We start from the raw sequence: 16,420 nt of genomic DNA on the forward strand, positions 1-16,420 counted from the left end.
CAGAAAAATCACCTTCGGCTTCTCTCAAGCAGCATCACAGTATCGTTTAAAAACTCTAATTACTTACCCACTGACCACTCATCTAACGTCTCAGTCATCACTAGCGGATGATCTAGGGTCTGAGGCTCTGGGTGTTCACCAACTTTTTCGGTGTAAGTCAGCAAATCAATGGCATCAAGCAGGGTGTCGTCCTGTACCTCTTGCGCGTAATTTAGGGCCTCTTCATTGCTCATATGGGCACGCTGATAGCCCATGGTCGATGCATACCTATCTGCCGCCTCAATAATGCTGAAAGCCTCTGGCCCCAATAAAGTCAAACGACGATTATAGAGAGCGGCTTGCTGATAACTCTGCACAACGGCCTTTGCAAAGTCATTGGCGGACAGCCAACTGAGCGGCTGGCTAGCCTCGCCCATAGTCGTTACTGTGTTATCTTGCTGTAGTAACTCAAGAGTTTCGAAAAACCAGCTGGGCAGGTAGGACATATAGTTCACCCCACTTTGTTTGAGCAACTCTTCTGCCTCAAGCTTGGCTTTAGTATCCATGCGAAAATCATTTTGCGGATAAGCGGTTGCTGTCGAAATCATACTAATAAGTTGAGTCTGAGCACTTTTAGCCTGCAAGACGGCTGCTGTACCTTGTAAATGATGCCTATGATACGTCTGTGGTGAATTGCCACTGAGATTAATATGAATGGCATCCACATCCGCTAACGCTTCCTGTAACTGTTGATGACTAAAGATATCAACATCACGAAATACCAGACTCAGCTCATCAGAAAAATGGGCTGCCGATGCTTGGGCATGACGTGATATCACCACGACGCGATAGCCCGCCTTGGCAAACTGCTCACTCACTGGCTTGCCCAGCATGCCGGTTCCGCCAATAACGGCGACGGTGTTAATCATATTCTGCTACCTCTTGTTTAGCTTGATGGCTGATATAGGTGCAGTGTAACGCTGGATGATTAGAGCAATAATGGGTTAAAGTGATTTTCAGATTCTCAAATATGATTGAATGAGGCAGGCAAAAATTGGATATTCAAGCCGGTTTATGGTTTGTCACTGTGGCTAGACTGGGCTCATTTAGTGGCGCTGCAACAGAGCTAGGGCAGCCTGCCAGCACCATCAGCCGGCGTATTGCCCAGATGGAAAAAGACATCGGTCGGCAATTGCTGGTGCGCAATACACGCAATATGCGTCTGACGGCTGCGGGCAAAGAGTTGCAAGCCTTAATGAGCCATTTGGATCGTGAGTATCTTGCGGTGCTCGATTGGGTCAATAGCCAGGGAGAGGTGTCGGGTAAATTCCGACTCACGGCACCGCATCAATTTATTGAGTACCCGCTAACGGATTGGCTGATTGAATATCAGCAACACTATCCGCAATTGGTGATTGAGGTCGTAGGTAGTAACGAATATCTGGATTTTTATCAGCACCGTATTGATTTGGCGTTTCGCCAAGGTCCTTTACCTGACTCAGGCTTACATCAACGACGCATATTTAGCCTTGAATATGGCTTGTTTGCTTCGCCAGAGTATCTAAAACGCCAGGCATATTCAGATAGCTTTGATTGGCTAACAAAGCAGCGCAGCATTGGCATAGGTGCTCATGGCAAACGCTTCCCTTGGCTATTAACGCGACGGAATAAGCCCACCCAATATACTCCGACTACTAGCATATTACTGGAATCACCAAACCAGGGAGTCAAGGCGGCGCTAGCAGGGCTCGGCGTAGTGTATACCAGCACTCATAATGTTTATCAGGCCATAGAGGACGGAGCGCTTCAACCCATCTGCCCATCACTGTGGCCAGAACCAGTTGGCTTTTATATGGTATATGACGAAAGCCGCTATAAATCTAAGGTTCTGCAAACCTTTATGGACTTTGCCAAAAGCAAAGTTAAAGAGCTGCATTTGCTGCAAGGAATCATTGTTTAATAAGATCAGGATTTTTCTGCAATCAACCTAGGCGATACTCAAAACTGCGCCCTTACTGATCAGAGCTGCATAAAAACGCACGCCGCAAACAGCGTGATACACAGTGATAATAAGGCGTGGCTTGCATAGTAACGATTTCCTTACGCGGCTTGGGAATAATCGGCTCCTAGTGAACAGAATCTGCTCGTAGCCTAGCCAGGCGAAGTAAACGTCGCCATCAGGCAGCTTTCTCATCATGACTGTTTGGTTTTTTTTAATAAAATATGAAATAATAAGAACAACGATGTTCAGAGTGAAATTTTGGCTATATAATTTCACTAGTATATGTAGAACTCACCGCAAGAAAATATGAGACATGCATGACCATTACGATAGATAGCTATCAAGCAGATTTAGAAAAGGATTGGCTGAAATGCCGACTGATTTCATTTTTTGAAACTGATTACTACGACGATGTAATTATCGAAAAGCCGCATTATGATGGAAAATCGGTTGAGCTTGTTGCGCTCGACGATAATCGTGTCGTGGGATTGCTAGATGCTGAAATGAATGAAGACGAGGGCGTTACCTACTGCGACTTACATTGCATTGCTGTACTCCCACAGTTTCAAGGTCAAGGGGTGGGTAAATTGCTGTTTGATAAACTGATGGAAGAAACCAAAAAGCACGGTGTCAAGCGCATTGAAGTTTGGACCCGGGAAAACGAAAATGCGAATAATTGGTACCTCCGACAGGGTTTCAAGCAGTTTATGGAGTATTGGCATGTGTGGTCTGAATCGTTACCGAGCGATGAGGTTCCTGAGTTGCCAGCTTCACTTAGGCTCAAGGGGGCTTTTTGGCATTATTTGGGCGACAACCCAGAAACGTTAAACATTAAAGTGTATGACAAGCGCCGCTGTCGCGGATATGAATTGCTGTTATGACATAACAAAGGTTTTCTTATCACGACTGTCTCGCTTGCTTGACAGAGCATAAGCCTGCTGAATATCACCAAGAAATCAAAGTAGATTTTTAATATCAGGCAGCTCTTTCTCTAACCACTGACAAAAATTCGAAACAGCACGAAAAAATGAAAATTTGTTAATTAGAATGGGAGAATTGACATCCTTAGATATCCAGATCGATTCAAACTCTGCTACCTCTCCTTTGATATTAATCTCAAAGACTGGCTCATCATGTTCCATAGAGATATAGCAAAATCCACCATAGAAGTCAGTAGAGATCCACTTAGAAAAAAGAACATACAGTTCAGATACGCAAATGCTCTCTTCGTCAAAAATAGCGACATCATCTACCAGAACATTTAAGTGACCGTCTATTGCTAAACAGGTATCTAATTTAGTACCATACGCCGCATCATAGTCGATTGAATAATTTATCTCACAGGATATGTCTTCCATATCAAACCGTCATTACCAACAACAGCTTTAATGGTACTACATGGACATCTATTCGTGGTACTAAATTGACATCCACTCGAACGTTATCCGAACCAAATTCCCTCGGGTATTCAATTGATGCCCTCTTCAGGCTTCATAAAAATTAATTGTTTTAGGCAATAGGCTTCACACAAGATATTTTGACCGATTTTCACACAAAGAGTGTTAATTAGAGTGCTGGCTGGCCTCAGATTACTCTGATGATATCAAATGGTTGGACGTTGTTGTTAGGTGGATCGCACGCTCTGCATCAACAAATGAAACGGCATGATAGTGGTTACTCATAATGACGTAGGCCGCCACGGCAACGGCAAACACTTGCGGCAACGACAGAAGCTTATCTTCCAACCAGCCTCGGCAATGCTCGTAGCACTGGCCGCTCAAATGATCCCTACCACACAGAAAAGCGCGCCGTACACAGCGTGATACACAGTGATAATACGGCGTAGCATCGAGCGAGACCTGATGTTTTCTGGGCTTGGGCATGATGACACTCTGGCTCTGCAGCAACTGAATGTCAGCCTAGCCGCTACAAAGCAGGCTGCCACCAGCGTGACAGCTTAGGATGGGTGTCCTTGATGTTTGTATTCAAGGGCAGGCCGCCACCCTGATGCCAGAAATATCCTATTTATTGGTTGAGCGTGTCATGCGTGATCCCCAGGTATTTACTTTATTGCGAGCCAGTGGTCACAGCAACCTGACCGGGCTATTGTACGAACAGGCCAATCGTTTACCAGAGGAAGATTACCTCACCATAGTCCCTGGCATCTTAGGCGCCTATTCCGCCGCTATTTACCGGGTACCCGAGTATCATTTGAGTGAGTTCGTCAATGATATTAGATCGTTATCGTCGGAGTCTGACTATTACGATTTTGCCAGTCAATATGCTCTGCGCAGAACCGATCACAGATTTTGGCATTACAGCGACACCCTGCATCAGTGGTTTCGAAAAAATAGTCTTCTGAATTATGGTATATTGGACTACGCACGATTGGAAAACCGTTAACTCAGAGCACACCAAAGACAACAGTGGTCGTTATTCACCGTTGTCATTTGATACTTTTCTGATTGGTCCCTCTCCATTGACAGACACACTTTTATTAGATTTTTGAGATGTTTTCACCCTATAATCCCAGTGCTCAGCGACAGCAATACCGCTATCGCATCACCCCCGTAGAACCCCAACATCTGCCAGCCATCGCTGAATTATTTGAACAGCGTGAAGGCCATGCTATTGCCATTGAAGCATTAGAGCACAGCCTGTTAGCAGATAACGTCATTGCCTTTGTTGCGATGCAACAACAACAGCTGCTCGGTTATAGCAAAGCCGCCCATTTTAATGGCCAGGCGTATTCTCCTCAGGGCTGGTACTTATCAGGCTTGATCGTCAATCCCGATTATCGTCGTGCCGGCATTGCTCACGAGCTAACACGACAAAGATTGAACGCATTGAGCCAGCATACGGATACTGTGTATTATTTTGCCAATGTTAATAACCAGGCATCGATTGACTTGCATGGCAAGTTTGGCTTTGAGCTACTGAAGGATGATTTCTGCTTTCCTGGCGTTACCTTTAACCAAGGTCGCGGGCAATTGTTTGGCATAAAACTGAATACAACCTCTGCCAGTCAATAACCGACGATTTAACACGCCTTATAAAATCAAACGAATGAAAATCCCATGAATATATTAAACAAGGTCTATCACAACGTTTGTATCCCGCGGTTTCGCATAATAAGTGCAATTGGTAGTAGAAGCTGTTTCACAACTTCTTTAGCACGATCATCATGCAGGCGGCGTGAAAGAAGGCTCGATACATTGAGAGCTTTCTTTCCCATCGAACCACTAATCGCCGATAATTTCCAAGCCAAGTAAAAGTGCGCTCTACTTTCCAGCGACGGTCGTACCTTCTCAGCTTTCTACCATCTTGCAGCGGCGCTTTTCTCCTGTTTCGACGATGTGGACAAATGAGATCAACGCCCCGTTTCTTTAACGCCATTCGCAGAGGATCAGAGTCTGCCGCTTTATCGTAAATCAAACGCTTCACCTTGCTCTTGCCATAGGAAACATTTAACAAAGCCTCAATCAGATTGACCTCCGCCGGTGACGCTGAGCCAAGTGTCAGCCCGATTGGAATGCCTTCGCCATCGACGACTATCATCCACTTCGACCCCTTACCACGCTTGGTTTTTCCAACACCGAGGCCCCTTTTTTTGCGGGTGCAAAACTACCATCAGAAAACGATTCTTCCCAATTTAACCGCGACTGTTGATCCAGAACGCGAAGAAGCTTACGCCAGGCTTTGACCCATGCACCTTGCTCTTCCCAGTACTGAAGGCGGCGCCAGCAGGTACTCGGTGAAGGATAGCGCTCGGGTAGATCACGCCAGCGCGCACCTGAACGTAAGACCCATAAAATGCCCTCGAAACAGGCTCGATTGCTGATAGGTTTGGGACCCCCTTTGCCACGAGGCAGGCTGGGTAAACAAGGCTCAATGTGTGCCCACTGTTGGTCGGTCAGTTCTGAGGTTGAACGTTTCATGGTGGAGGAGTTGAAGCTGATAGTTTTGATTATTATATCGGACTGAAGGTTATGAAACAGCTTCTAGAGTAGTCAGCTGATAGAGTTTGCGCTCCTCCCGACCAAGAGATGAAGCACTATGAGCTACCATCAGCTGACTGAACATGAACGATACCAGATCTACTCTCTATTGAAAGTAGGATTGACCCAAAAACAAATAGCGTGCCATTTAGGGCCAGCATTATGGACATCCAATTTAGTAAGGCCAGCATTATGGACATCCAATTTAGTAACAGGTTTCAGATATGGTGAGCATTGCCGGTTGAATCGTTACCGGCAGCATGGTTTTTCGGAAAGAGTGGCCTTAACAAAAGGAACTTGACGAGCTTCTACGCCCTGGTAGTCAGTCTGACGCGCAAGTTATCCTCAGATTTCTCTGATGATGGTGAATAACTAGGAAGGAGGTATTGTCAGGCTGATCGGTCGAGTAATGAACGACATCGACTGAGTCCCGGTGGGCGCTGATAATCTAGCGTTTCACAGGCCAGACGAAGTTTTTCCTCAGCACCAGCAAAGGTCTGAAAACAGTCTTCAAAGTGCTCGGCCATGGCCAACCATTGCTGGTCATCAATGCCTAAACGATCCAGTATGGCTGCCGTATTTCGTGCAATCGCGCCACGTTTATCATGACGAATAATTCGCCCTGTCCAATCGACCAATTGCAGATAATCCGTGAGTTTCATCTGAATGCCTGGCGGAATGTTTTGTCGAGGGTTACCCACAAAAGGCAATAAACCTTTGGTTTGTTGGTTGGGATGATTTGGTTGCTTGCTCGCATTGGCTTTTTTAATGCGACGTTTAATCTAGGTATGCGCGGATGTTTCTAGCGTGGCAGCCATCTTGGCACGAACGGGGTTTAGATCGACATAGGCCATGCACGCAGCCAGTGCAGCATCATCCAGCAGCGCTTGCGATTTAAACCGGCCTTCCCAGAAACGGCCAGAGCACTGATCTTCTTGATTAGCTTCTCGCGCAATGGTTTCATTCAGCACTCGCATAAACCAGCTAATACTAGACAAGCGTGAGCGCCATTCTTCCACATAAATTTGGAGCCGCTTTTGCTCCGCCACGCCAAGCACATCGCCACTCAAAAACCGCTGAGACAGCATATTGCCGCTAAAAAGCGTGTGCCAGCGTTCGATGACTTCAGTGTCGCTCCAGTGGTTCGCACGTTCAGCATCAACAAACAACACGGCATGATAGTGGTTGCTCATAATGGCGTAGGCCGCCACGTCAATGGCAAATACCTGCGGCAACGACAGCAGCTTATCTTCCAACCAGCCTCGGCGATGGTCGTAGCACTGGCCGCTCAAGTGATCCGTACCACACAGAAAAGCGCGCCGCACACAGCGTGATACACAGTGATAATACGGCGTCGCATCGAGGGAGACCTGATGTTTTCTGGGTTTAGGCATAATGACACTCCGACTCTGCAGCAGCTGAATGTCAGCCTAGTCGCTGCAAAGCAGGCTGCCACCAGTGTGACAGCTTAGGGTGGGACAGCTTAGAAGCTGTTTCACAACTTCTTTAGCACGATCATCATGCAGGCGGCGTGAAAGAAGGCTCGATACATTGAGAGCTTTCTTTCCCATCGAACCACTAATCGCCGATAATTTCCAAGCCAAGCAAAAGTGCGCTCTACTTTCCAGCGACGGTCGTACCTTCTCAGCTTTCTACCATCTTGCAGCGGCGCTTTTCTCCTGTTTCGACGATGTGGACAAATGAGATCAACGCCCCGTTTCTTTAACGCCATTCGCAGAGGATCAGAGTCTGCCGCTTTATCGTAAATCAAACGCTTCACCTTGCTCTTGCCATAGGAAACATTTAACAAAGCCTCAATCAGATTGACCTCCGCCGGTGACGCTGAGCCAAGTGTCAGCCCGATTGGAATGCCTTCGCCATCGACGACTATCATCCACTTCGACCCCTTACCACGCTTGGTTTTTCCAACACCGAGGCCCCTTTTTTTGCGGGTGCAAAACTACCATCAGAAAACGATTCTTCCCAATTTAACCGCGACTGTTGATCCAGAACGCGAAGAAGCTTACGCCAGGCTTTGACCCATGCACCTTGCTCTTCCCAGTACTGAAGGCGGCGCCAGCAGGTACTCGGTGAAGGATAGCGCTCGGGTAGATCACGCCAGCGCGCACCTGAACGTAAGACCCATAAAATGCCCTCGAAACAGGCTCGATTGCTGATAGGTTTGGGACCCCCTTTGCCACGAGGCAGGCTGGGTAAACAAGGCTCAATGTGTGCCCACTGTTGGTCGGTCAGTTCTGAGGTTGAACGTTTCATGGTGGAGGAGTTGAAGCTGATAGTTTTGATTATTATATCGGACTGAAGGTTATGAAACAGCTTCTAGAGTGGGTGTCCATGTTGTTCCCGATGTTGTTCCCATATATTTGGTTTAATTGTTGCAAAATATATCAACATTATCCTTAGCATTTTCCAATGCAGTTTTGGCTGATTCTCCTGCCATTTTCTTCTTAACTCCTGTAATAGGATTTATACCCATCACGCCATCTCTTTTATATCCTTCGTATATTTTTTTGTACTTCTCACAAAGTTTTTTATATCTTTTTTTAGGTACTGATGATGAATGATTATTTTTAGTTTTAGACTTTGTTCTGTTTGGTACCTTTTTATTTTGATTGGTTAATCTATTTATTCGCTCGATACTTTCAGAATCAACTTTATGTTGCTTAATCTCAATCTCTTTCGCCTGCGTAGTAGGTGGCGGCTGACTACCATAATGCACCTGACCATTTTCATCTACCCACTTGTAAACCCCTGATTGACAGGGGACAGAAAGAACTAATAATAAAATACCAAATGATATTTGTTTTTCCATTTATACCTCGCATCTAATCGACCGAAATGAATAACACCGTTGTAACCGGCTGTAGCTGCGTTGATTATTTTGCTGTAGCGTAAAATAGCAAAACGATCGACGTAGCGTAGGTCCAGCCAGCTTGCTGGAGACGGTTGAAAACTTTGTTATGAATTTTTGCTGCTCTTAGTTTTATTGTGTTGTTTTAAAAGTTCTCCACACTCTTCTTTTGATGGAGTTGGGCGAGTATTATCTATAACGTGCCACCCTCCACATGTTGGGCAAGGACAGCCGCAAACAACTGTATGTACGTGATAGTTTTCCGTACCTTCCCTTTTCTGAATGGCATTAGTACGCTCTTGACTTTTCTTAAGATCGTACATTTCTTTTCCAGACAAAAATGGACCAGCCATTAGCTATTCCTATAAGTGCATAATAGTTTAATAGTGTGCGTGCCTGTTTTCCAGCGAGCACCATTCGACACATCTATTCCAAACCACTGATTTGTATTTGAATATCTTGCTCTCTCGCACATTTTCCAATGGAAAAACGTGCTTACTATCCACGTCTCAAAGTTCTGGCGCTCAAAGACAAACTCGCTGATTTCTCGGATGTTTAAGCTACCACCCTGTGGAAATACCGACAAGTCGGCAGGCAAAAGACCTACTAACGAGCAACACATCTCCCTAACATAACCGGCTAACCACCCCTCTCGCACCCAAATTCCTGCGCCTTAGCAGGCAGCCGGCGTTGGCAATAGCTGTGCCCGCAGGGGCTGCCTGGACGGCAGCGCCAACAAAAGGCCTACAAGACATAGGCTTTTTGTGATGCGGCGACCACAGCATTGGCAACAAAGGTAGCGGCCTTCGCAGCGCAAAGCAGGCTGAAAGCTATCTACGTTGTTTCTACTGCGTTAAAAAGCACCTTAAAATGCTCACTTACTATTTGTAAGCTGCGCTTTTAGAGTGCGACTCCCGCTCACTTTTTGCCTGGCAGAAACTGCCTCGATATACGCTTTCAGTCGTTCGCCCGTCCGGCCTGAGGGATAACCTCAAGGAGGACATAAGATTTGGAGGGCATCAGTCGTTCACCAAACACGAGGGATAACCTCAAAGAGAACATAAGATTTAGCGCTCCCTCTATAACTTAAAACTCTCCGCATGATGCAACTGCCCCTGCAGCTGCGCCGCAGCATCTAACGCCTGATCAAGCGTTTGCTGCTGAGCTTCTAACAATAAGCGTTTGGATTCGCGCAATACCCGGCCGTCGTGCACCGCCATTTGTCGCGCCAAGCCCAGTGCAGTGCCCAACAGCTGATCGTCGGCCACGACCTGCATCACCAAATTCATGGCCAGCGCTTCATCGGCACTAAAACGCCGACCCGTTAGTGCCATGGCCATGGCATGTTGCATGCCTACCCGCCGTGGCAGCAGCCAGGCACCACCGTCGCCAGGAATCAGCCCCAGCTGAATAAAGCTTTCGGCAAACACCGCAGAGCGGGCGGCAATGGCCATATCACACATGCACACCAGATCATTACCCGCACCAATGGCGGCGCCGTTGACGGCAGCAATAGCCGGCACTTGCAAGCGGGCAAAGGCACGCGGAATGCGCTGAATATAATCGCGATAGTGCTCGCTTAGCTGACGCTCATCACCGGCAAACATGCCGGTGCGAGCCTGCATGGCTTTGATATTGCCGCCACCACTAAATACGCCGTCGCTGCCGGTCACGACCAACACCTTCACCGCCTGTGGGCCGGTTAATGAGGCATTGATTTCATCGATCAGCTGTTCGATGGCGTCGATCATATCGGCATCGGAAATCGCATGTTTGAGCGCCGCCCGGTTAAAGGTCGCCAGTACGATGCTGGGCTCATCATTGCCGTCGTGGCAGCGTTCTACCAATAGTGCCGGGCTGCTGTCAGTCATGCAGTTAGTCCTGTTTGAGTTCAGCAATGTCTTTGAAGTAATCCAGCGTCTGTGGGTTAGCCAAAGCATCGGTGTTTTTCACCGGCTCACCATGCACCACGTTACGTACCGCCAGCTCCACCAGCTTGCCGCTGATGGTGCGCGGCAGTGCCGGCACCTGAATGATTTTGGCCGGCACATGGCGCGGCGTGCAGTGTTCACGAATGCGTTGGCGAATTTGCTGGCGCAGTTCATCGTCCAGTTGCAAGCCATCGGCCAGCACTACAAACAGCACCACCCGCACGTCGTCTTGCCATTGCTGACCAATCGCCAGGCTTTCCTGCACTGTGGCTAACTGCTCTACCTGGCGATAGATTTCTGCGGTGCCAATACGCACGCCACCCGGGTTTAACACCGCATCGGAGCGACCGTGAATAATCAGGCTATTCCAGCTATGGCCATCTTGCTGATGGGCGCTGAACTCGGCGTAATCACCGTGGGCCCACATGCCGTCAAAACGGTCAAAGTAGGCGCTGCGATAGCGCTCACCGTCGGCATCGTTCCAAAAGCCCACTGGCATAGAAGGGAAAGCATGGCGACACACCAGCTCGCCCTTTTCGCCAGGCGGGCAGGATTGACCTTGCTCGTCACACACATCCACTGCCATGCCCAGGCCTGCACATTGCAGCTCACCGCGATACACAGGCAGCAGTGGATTACCTAAGGCGAAGCAGGAAATGATGTCGGTGCCACCCGAGATGGAACACAGCGCCAGGTCACGGCCAATGGCGTTATAGACGTAGTCGAAGCTTTCATGGGCCAGTGGCGAGCCTGTGGATAACAATGTGCGTAATTTTAACGGCCGTTCGATAGGTCGCTGCTCGGCCTTTTCCAGCGCACTGATGTACTTAGCACTGGTACCAAATACGGTCACGCCTTCGTCTTCGGCCATTTGCCACAGCACTTCAGGCCCGGGATGAAACGGCGAGCCATCGTACAGCACCACAGTGGCACCGGTGGCCAGGCCTGATACTAACCAGTTCCACATCATCCAGCCGCAGGTGGTGAAATAAAACAGCACATCGTCTGGGCCAACATCGGTGTGCAAGCGCAGTTCTTTAAGATGCTGCAATAAGGTGCCACCAGCGCCGTGCACAATGCACTTAGGCACACCGGTCGTACCTGAGCTGTACATGATATATAACGGGTGATCGAATGGCAGAGAGGCAAACTGCAGCTCGCTGAACTCATTATTATCGTCGTGGGTCGCTAGAAACTCGTGCCAGCTCCAAGCACCGTTAGGCGTACTGTCACAGCCCGGGTAAGGCACAGAAATCAGCTGCTCGGCCGGCAGCTGCAAGGCATCGCGCAGGGCTGCCACGCGCTCGCTGCAATCGATCCATTTACCAGCATAAAAATAACCTTGGGTAGCGATCAAAAGCTTTGGCTGAATCTGACCAAAGCGATCCAATACGCCATTAAGGCCAAAGTCCGGTGAGCATGAAGAAAACAAAGCGCCAATACTGGCAGCTGCCAACATGCTGATCACGGTTTCCGGCACATTGGGCATAAAGGCAGCAACACGATCACCAGCCACAACGCCGCGCTGGCGCATAGCGCTGGCGGCTTTTTCGACCTGTTGATATAGCTGGCGGTAGCTCAGGCTGGTGCGAATGTCCTGCTCACTGCGAAATACCAAGGCGGTTTTATTGGCCGTGTCATCGTTCATGGCGGGGCGCAATAAGTGCTCAGCAAAGTTAAGCCGCGCGCCTTCAAACCAACGTGTTTGACGCAAGTCACTCGATTCTTGCAGCACTTGGCTGGCTGGCTGATGGGCTTGAATATCAAAATATTGCCACAGCGACTGCCAAAACTCGCCGCGCTGCTCGATGCTCCACTGATAGAGCTCGTTGTAATGCTCAAAATTATGCTGTTGCTGCTCTGCCAGCCAGTGCATGTAATGTTGCAGTTGGCTGTGCTGGCGGCGCTGCTGTGAGGCCTGCCAAAGCGCTGTTGTGCTCATCCTTGTGACTCCCTGACTGCTGCAGCCTGCTTGGCTGCGATGGCTTTACCGGCTTTGCTGCTGTGATCGCGCTGCAGTTGCTGTGAGATCCAAGCGCCTGTCATGGCCAGTTGCTGAAGATCGACGCCACAGCTTAAACCCAGACCTTGCAGCAGGTACACCACATCTTCACTGGCAAGATTGCCCGACGCACCCGCGGCATAAGGGCAACCGCCTAAGCCCGCCACCGAACTGTCGACGGTGCGTACACCCAGCTCCAGGGCGGCATGAATATTGGCCAACGCCTGGCCATAGGTATCGTGAAAATGTACCGCCAGCTGAGCGACAGGCAACTGCATGGCCAGCGCACGAATCAGTTCACGGGTTTGCTTCACCGTGCCGACGCCAATGGTGTCGCCCAGCGATACCTCGTAACAGCCCATTTCCAACAAGCTCTGACTAACATCCAGCACCGCATCAATGCTGACGTCACCCTGGTAAGGGCAGCCCATCACAGTCGACACATAACCGCGTACCGGAATGCCAGCAGTGCGAGCCGCATCCACCACAGCACGCGCCCGCTCCAGTGATTCGGCCACGCTGCAGTTGGTGTTTTTTTGGGTGAAGGCATCGGAGGCGGCGGTAAATACCGCCACTTCTTTGGCATCGGCACTGAGGGCGCCGTCTAGCCCACGTAAATTGGGGGTTAACACGCTGTACCGCACGTCAGAGCGGGCCTTCAGCTGCTGCAGTACGGCATCGCTGTCCGCCATTTGCGGCACCCACTTAGGCGATACAAAACTGCCGGCTTCGATGCGCGTCAGGCCGCAGTCTGCCAGCCGCTCGATCAGCTCACAGCGCAGCGCCACCGATAGGGTTTGCGCTTCGTTTTGCAAGCCATCACGGGCACCGACTTCGACCAGAGTTACGTGATCTCGCATTAGGCCGGCTCCTTAGTGTGCACAGCATCACTCAGCACCACCAGCTCGTCGCCCTCGCGCACGCTGTCACCGGCTGCACATAGCAGTTGCTCGACCACGGCATCGTGGCCAGCGCGAATGCTGTGCTCCATTTTCATGGCTTCCATAATCATCAGCACGTCACCGGCCTTCACGGTATCGCCGGCAGCAACGTTAACCGCCAGCACATGACCGGACATAGGCGCATGCAAGCCGCCATGATCGTCTTCTTGCTGCTCACCTAACCAACGCTGGCGTACAAAGCGCTGACTGCCGTGCTGATCAAACAGCACCATATCGTCGTCGCTGAGCAATACCCACTGGCGCTGCGGCAACAGTTGGTACAAGTCCTGTTCAACCCGCTGCAGCTGGCTGCGATAGCTCTGACCGCCCACCTGCCAGGCCTGATCAATACGCTCAGCACTGATACGCGTTTCACGGCCATCGGCCAGCATCAACGTCAGTTGGCGGCTAGCGGCCAAGTTGGGCTGAAAGCCATCGGCGTGCCAAGGGCTGTGGGCATTGGAGTTCAGGGTTGGCAGCAGCAGCTCAACCAGTGCGGCACTGTGCCAGTCTGGTGCTTGGCTGGCTTGCCAATCACTGCGGTCGATTAAATCGGTGCTGAGGTCGGCGTCGACAAAAGCCGGGCAGCTGAGCAAACGCAACAGAAAATCGCGATTGGTTTTGACCCCATCGATCAGCAAGTCGGCTAACGCCTGGCGCATCAAACGCAACGCTTGCTCGCGGGTGTCGCCATGCACGATCAGTTTGGCCAGCATGGGGTCATAGTGCGGGCTGACTTCATCGCCCTGGCGCACACCGCTATCAACGCGCACCTGAGTGGTGGCACGAGGTTCACGCCAAAGGTTAAGGGTGCCAAGGGCGGGTAAAAAGCCATTGTCTGGGTCTTCCGCGTACAAGCGCACTTCGATGGCATGGCCATTACAGCTCAGTTGCTCCTGCGTCAGCGGCAAAGCATGGCCACTGGCGACCAACAGCTGCCAATGTACTAGGTCTTGGCCGGTGATCATTTCCGTTACCGGATGCTCCACCTGCAAACGGGTGTTCATTTCCATGAAATAAAACGAGCCGTCGGTATCGAGCAAAAACTCTACTGTGCCGGCGCCGACGTAGCCAATGGCGTGGGCAGCGGCCAAAGCGGCTTCGCCCATACGCTGGCGCAATTCCGAGGTCATGCCCGGAGCCGGCGCTTCTTCAATGACTTTTTGGTGGCGCCGCTGCACCGAGCAATCACGCTCAAACAGGTACACGCCATTGCCTTGCTGGTCGCAGAACACCTGCACTTCAACATGGCGTGGCTTACGCAAAAAACGCTCAATCAATAAGCGATCGTCTCCAAAGGCATTGGCGGCTTCGCGCCGGGCAGCGGCAATTTCAGCGCCCAGCTCGCTTTCTTGTTCGACGATGCGCATGCCTTTACCACCACCGCCAGCACTGGCTTTTAGCAGTAATGGAAAGCCGCAGTTCAGTGCTTCGGCTAACAGCCGTTCGTCAGTTTGCTCATCTCCGTGGTAGCCAGGCACCAAGGGCACTTGTCGGCCACTCAACAGCGCTTTGGCGCTGGCCTTGTCGCCCATGGCATCGATGGCGTCGGCGGGCGGGCCAATAAAGATCAGTCCGGCCTCGGCCACGGCGCGGGCAAAGCCGGCATTTTCACTTAAAAAGCCATAGCCAGGGTGAATAGCATCAGCGCCGACCGCCTTAGCAGCAGCAAGAATTTTATCGCTGCGTAAGTAGCTGTCGCTGGCTTCATTGGCACCAATGTGCACCGCTTCGTCGGCCATATCGACATGCATGGCGTAGCGATCGGCATCGGAGTAAACCGCCACACTGGCAATGCCGAGGTCTTTTAAGGTGCGCATAATGCGCACGGCGATTTCACCACGGTTAGCGATTAAAACTTTTTGCATCATGCCTTGTGCTCCTCGACGGGCGTTGGCTGCTCGGCTGGAGCAGACTCCTTGTCCGGCGTTACCTGCCAGCTAGGCGATCGTTTTTGAAGAAATGCTGTTAGCCCTTCCTGCCCTTCGTCACCAACGCGCAGGCGGGCTATCAAATCACTGGTGGAATACAGCAGTGCGTCATTCAGTTCACTGCCTTGCTGCTGAATCAAGTGCTTGGTCGCCGCCATGGCCTGGGGACCATTGGCCAGCAATGCCTGACACCACTGCTGAACCTGATCGTTTAAGTCGTCTTTGGCCACCACTTCATGCACCAGCTGCAGTTGCTGCGCTTGTTGCGCGCTGATCAGCTCGGCGGTTAGCCAATAGCGTCGCGCTTGTCTGGGCCCCATGGCCGCTAACACATAGGGGCTGATGGTGGCCGGGCTTAAACCGAGTTTGACTTCGCTTAAGCAAAAACGGGCATCGCTGCTGGCGACGGCCATATCACAGGCACAAATCAGCCCCAAGGCGCCACCAAAGGCCGCGCCTTGCACCATGGCAATGGTGGGTTTGGGAAATTCATACAGGGCTTTTAGCATCTGTGCCAACGCCAGCGCATCGGCTTGGTTCTCTTGCTGGCTGCCGTCTTTTTGCTGCTTCATCCAGTTTAAATCGGCGCCGGCACAAAAGTGCTTGCCCTCGCCGGCCAGCACCAATACACGCACGCTGTCGTCGTCTGCCAGGCGTTCAAATTGCTGTTGCAGCTCAGCAATCAATTCAGCATTAAAGGCGTTGCCAACTTGCGGCCGGTTTAGCGTTAGGCGGGCTATGCCCTGTTCAATTGCAACGGTGAGCAT

18 protein-coding genes and 2 pseudogenes are annotated in these 16,420 nt (G+C 50.5%); 5 read left to right on the top strand and 15 right to left on the bottom strand.

Annotated elements, in window-relative coordinates:
- Positions 1–59: 59 nt before the first annotated feature.
- Complete coding sequence (locus tag CHH28_RS04075; protein ID WP_094059109.1) at positions 60–908, bottom strand: SDR family oxidoreductase; 849 nt, start codon at positions 906–908, stop codon at positions 60–62.
- Positions 909–1,066: 158 nt separating this feature from the next.
- On the opposite strand from CHH28_RS04075, the gene CHH28_RS04080 reads away from it, so the two are divergent.
- Together CHH28_RS04080 and CHH28_RS04085 are read left to right on the top strand one after the other, a co-directional pair.
- Positions 1,067–1,939: a LysR family transcriptional regulator gene (locus CHH28_RS04080; RefSeq protein WP_199244000.1), complete on the top strand. Its 873-nt coding sequence runs from the start codon at positions 1,067–1,069 to the stop codon at positions 1,937–1,939.
- A gap of 359 nt (positions 1,940–2,298) precedes the next feature.
- Positions 2,299–2,862, top strand: a complete 564-nt coding sequence (locus CHH28_RS04085) for a GNAT family N-acetyltransferase (protein ID WP_094059111.1) — start codon at positions 2,299–2,301, stop codon at positions 2,860–2,862.
- Between the two features lie 75 nt (positions 2,863–2,937).
- Here the strand turns inward: CHH28_RS04085 and CHH28_RS04090 are convergent, their stop codons facing one another.
- The gene (locus tag CHH28_RS04090) at positions 2,938–3,339 is read right to left on the bottom strand and encodes a hypothetical protein (protein WP_094059112.1); all 402 of its coding nucleotides are present in this window, start codon (positions 3,337–3,339) and stop codon (positions 2,938–2,940) included.
- A 604-nt stretch (positions 3,340–3,943) separates the two neighbouring features.
- Here CHH28_RS04090 and CHH28_RS04095 point away from each other — a divergent pair.
- Together CHH28_RS04095 and CHH28_RS04100 are read left to right on the top strand one after the other, a co-directional pair.
- Complete coding sequence (locus CHH28_RS04095; RefSeq protein WP_094059113.1) at positions 3,944–4,384, top strand: fatty acid cis/trans isomerase; 441 nt, start codon at positions 3,944–3,946, stop codon at positions 4,382–4,384.
- Between the two features lie 107 nt (positions 4,385–4,491).
- Entirely contained in the window at positions 4,492–5,013 is a 522-nt protein-coding gene (locus tag CHH28_RS04100; RefSeq protein ID WP_094059114.1) for a GNAT family N-acetyltransferase, read from the top strand.
- A gap of 127 nt (positions 5,014–5,140) precedes the next feature.
- On the opposite strand, the pseudogene CHH28_RS04105 reads toward CHH28_RS04100, so the two are convergent.
- A pseudogene (locus CHH28_RS04105) lies at positions 5,141–5,569 on the bottom strand (IS5 family transposase); the annotation flags it as partial.
- Positions 5,536–5,919 (bottom strand): transposase, encoded by a 384-nt coding sequence (locus tag CHH28_RS20520; RefSeq protein ID WP_094058567.1) that lies wholly within the window; start codon positions 5,917–5,919, stop codon positions 5,536–5,538. The pseudogene CHH28_RS04105 and the gene CHH28_RS20520, both read right to left, overlap by 34 nt.
- 118 nt (positions 5,920–6,037) lie before the next feature.
- Here CHH28_RS20520 and CHH28_RS20525 point away from each other — a divergent pair, with 118 nt between their 5' ends.
- Entirely contained in the window at positions 6,038–6,280 is a 243-nt protein-coding gene (locus CHH28_RS20525; protein ID WP_094059116.1) for a helix-turn-helix domain-containing protein, read from the top strand.
- 88 nt (positions 6,281–6,368) lie between these two features.
- Here CHH28_RS20525 and CHH28_RS20135 read toward each other — a convergent pair whose 3' ends face one another.
- The 11 genes and pseudogenes from CHH28_RS20135 to CHH28_RS04160 all read right to left on the bottom strand — a co-directional run bounded on the left by CHH28_RS20135 (position 6,369) and on the right by CHH28_RS04160 (position 16,420).
- On the bottom strand, positions 6,369–6,641 hold the full coding sequence (locus CHH28_RS20135) for a hypothetical protein (RefSeq protein ID WP_233243735.1): 273 nt from the start codon (positions 6,639–6,641) through the stop codon (positions 6,369–6,371).
- Between the two features lie 120 nt (positions 6,642–6,761).
- The gene (locus CHH28_RS20140) at positions 6,762–7,373 is read right to left on the bottom strand and encodes a transposase (RefSeq protein WP_233243736.1); all 612 of its coding nucleotides are present in this window, start codon (positions 7,371–7,373) and stop codon (positions 6,762–6,764) included.
- 101 nt (positions 7,374–7,474) lie between these two features.
- Positions 7,475–7,903 (bottom strand): annotated as a pseudogene (locus CHH28_RS04125) (IS5 family transposase); the annotation flags it as partial.
- Positions 7,870–8,253, bottom strand: coding sequence for a transposase (locus tag CHH28_RS20530; RefSeq protein WP_094058567.1), 384 nt, complete (start codon positions 8,251–8,253; stop codon positions 7,870–7,872). The gene CHH28_RS20530 and the pseudogene CHH28_RS04125, both read right to left, overlap by 34 nt.
- A gap of 112 nt (positions 8,254–8,365) precedes the next feature.
- Complete coding sequence (locus tag CHH28_RS04135; protein ID WP_094059117.1) at positions 8,366–8,809, bottom strand: DUF4124 domain-containing protein; 444 nt, start codon at positions 8,807–8,809, stop codon at positions 8,366–8,368.
- 146 nt (positions 8,810–8,955) lie between these two features.
- Positions 8,956–9,201, bottom strand: coding sequence for a hypothetical protein (locus CHH28_RS19820; RefSeq protein ID WP_157729769.1), 246 nt, complete (start codon positions 9,199–9,201; stop codon positions 8,956–8,958).
- A gap of 726 nt (positions 9,202–9,927) precedes the next feature.
- On the bottom strand, positions 9,928–10,719 hold the full coding sequence (locus tag CHH28_RS04140) for an enoyl-CoA hydratase-related protein (RefSeq protein ID WP_157729770.1): 792 nt from the start codon (positions 10,717–10,719) through the stop codon (positions 9,928–9,930).
- 4 nt (positions 10,720–10,723) lie between these two features.
- Positions 10,724–12,721 carry an acetoacetate--CoA ligase gene (locus tag CHH28_RS04145; RefSeq protein WP_094059119.1) on the bottom strand — a complete coding sequence of 666 codons (1,998 nt, stop codon included), beginning with the start codon at positions 12,719–12,721 and terminating at the stop codon, positions 10,724–10,726.
- Complete coding sequence (locus CHH28_RS04150; protein ID WP_094059120.1) at positions 12,718–13,641, bottom strand: hydroxymethylglutaryl-CoA lyase; 924 nt, start codon at positions 13,639–13,641, stop codon at positions 12,718–12,720. The genes CHH28_RS04145 and CHH28_RS04150 overlap by 4 nt, the downstream gene beginning before the upstream one ends.
- Entirely contained in the window at positions 13,641–15,593 is a 1,953-nt protein-coding gene (locus CHH28_RS04155; RefSeq protein WP_094059121.1) for an acetyl/propionyl/methylcrotonyl-CoA carboxylase subunit alpha, read from the bottom strand. Before CHH28_RS04155 ends, CHH28_RS04150 begins: the two co-directional genes overlap by 1 nt.
- Complete coding sequence (locus CHH28_RS04160) at positions 15,590–16,420, bottom strand: enoyl-CoA hydratase/isomerase family protein (protein WP_094059122.1); 831 nt, start codon at positions 16,418–16,420, stop codon at positions 15,590–15,592. Before CHH28_RS04160 ends, CHH28_RS04155 begins: the two co-directional genes overlap by 4 nt.

The organism is Bacterioplanes sanyensis, from assembly GCF_002237535.1.
GTDB classification, from domain to species: domain Bacteria; phylum Pseudomonadota; class Gammaproteobacteria; order Pseudomonadales; family Oceanobacteraceae; genus Bacterioplanes; species Bacterioplanes sanyensis_A.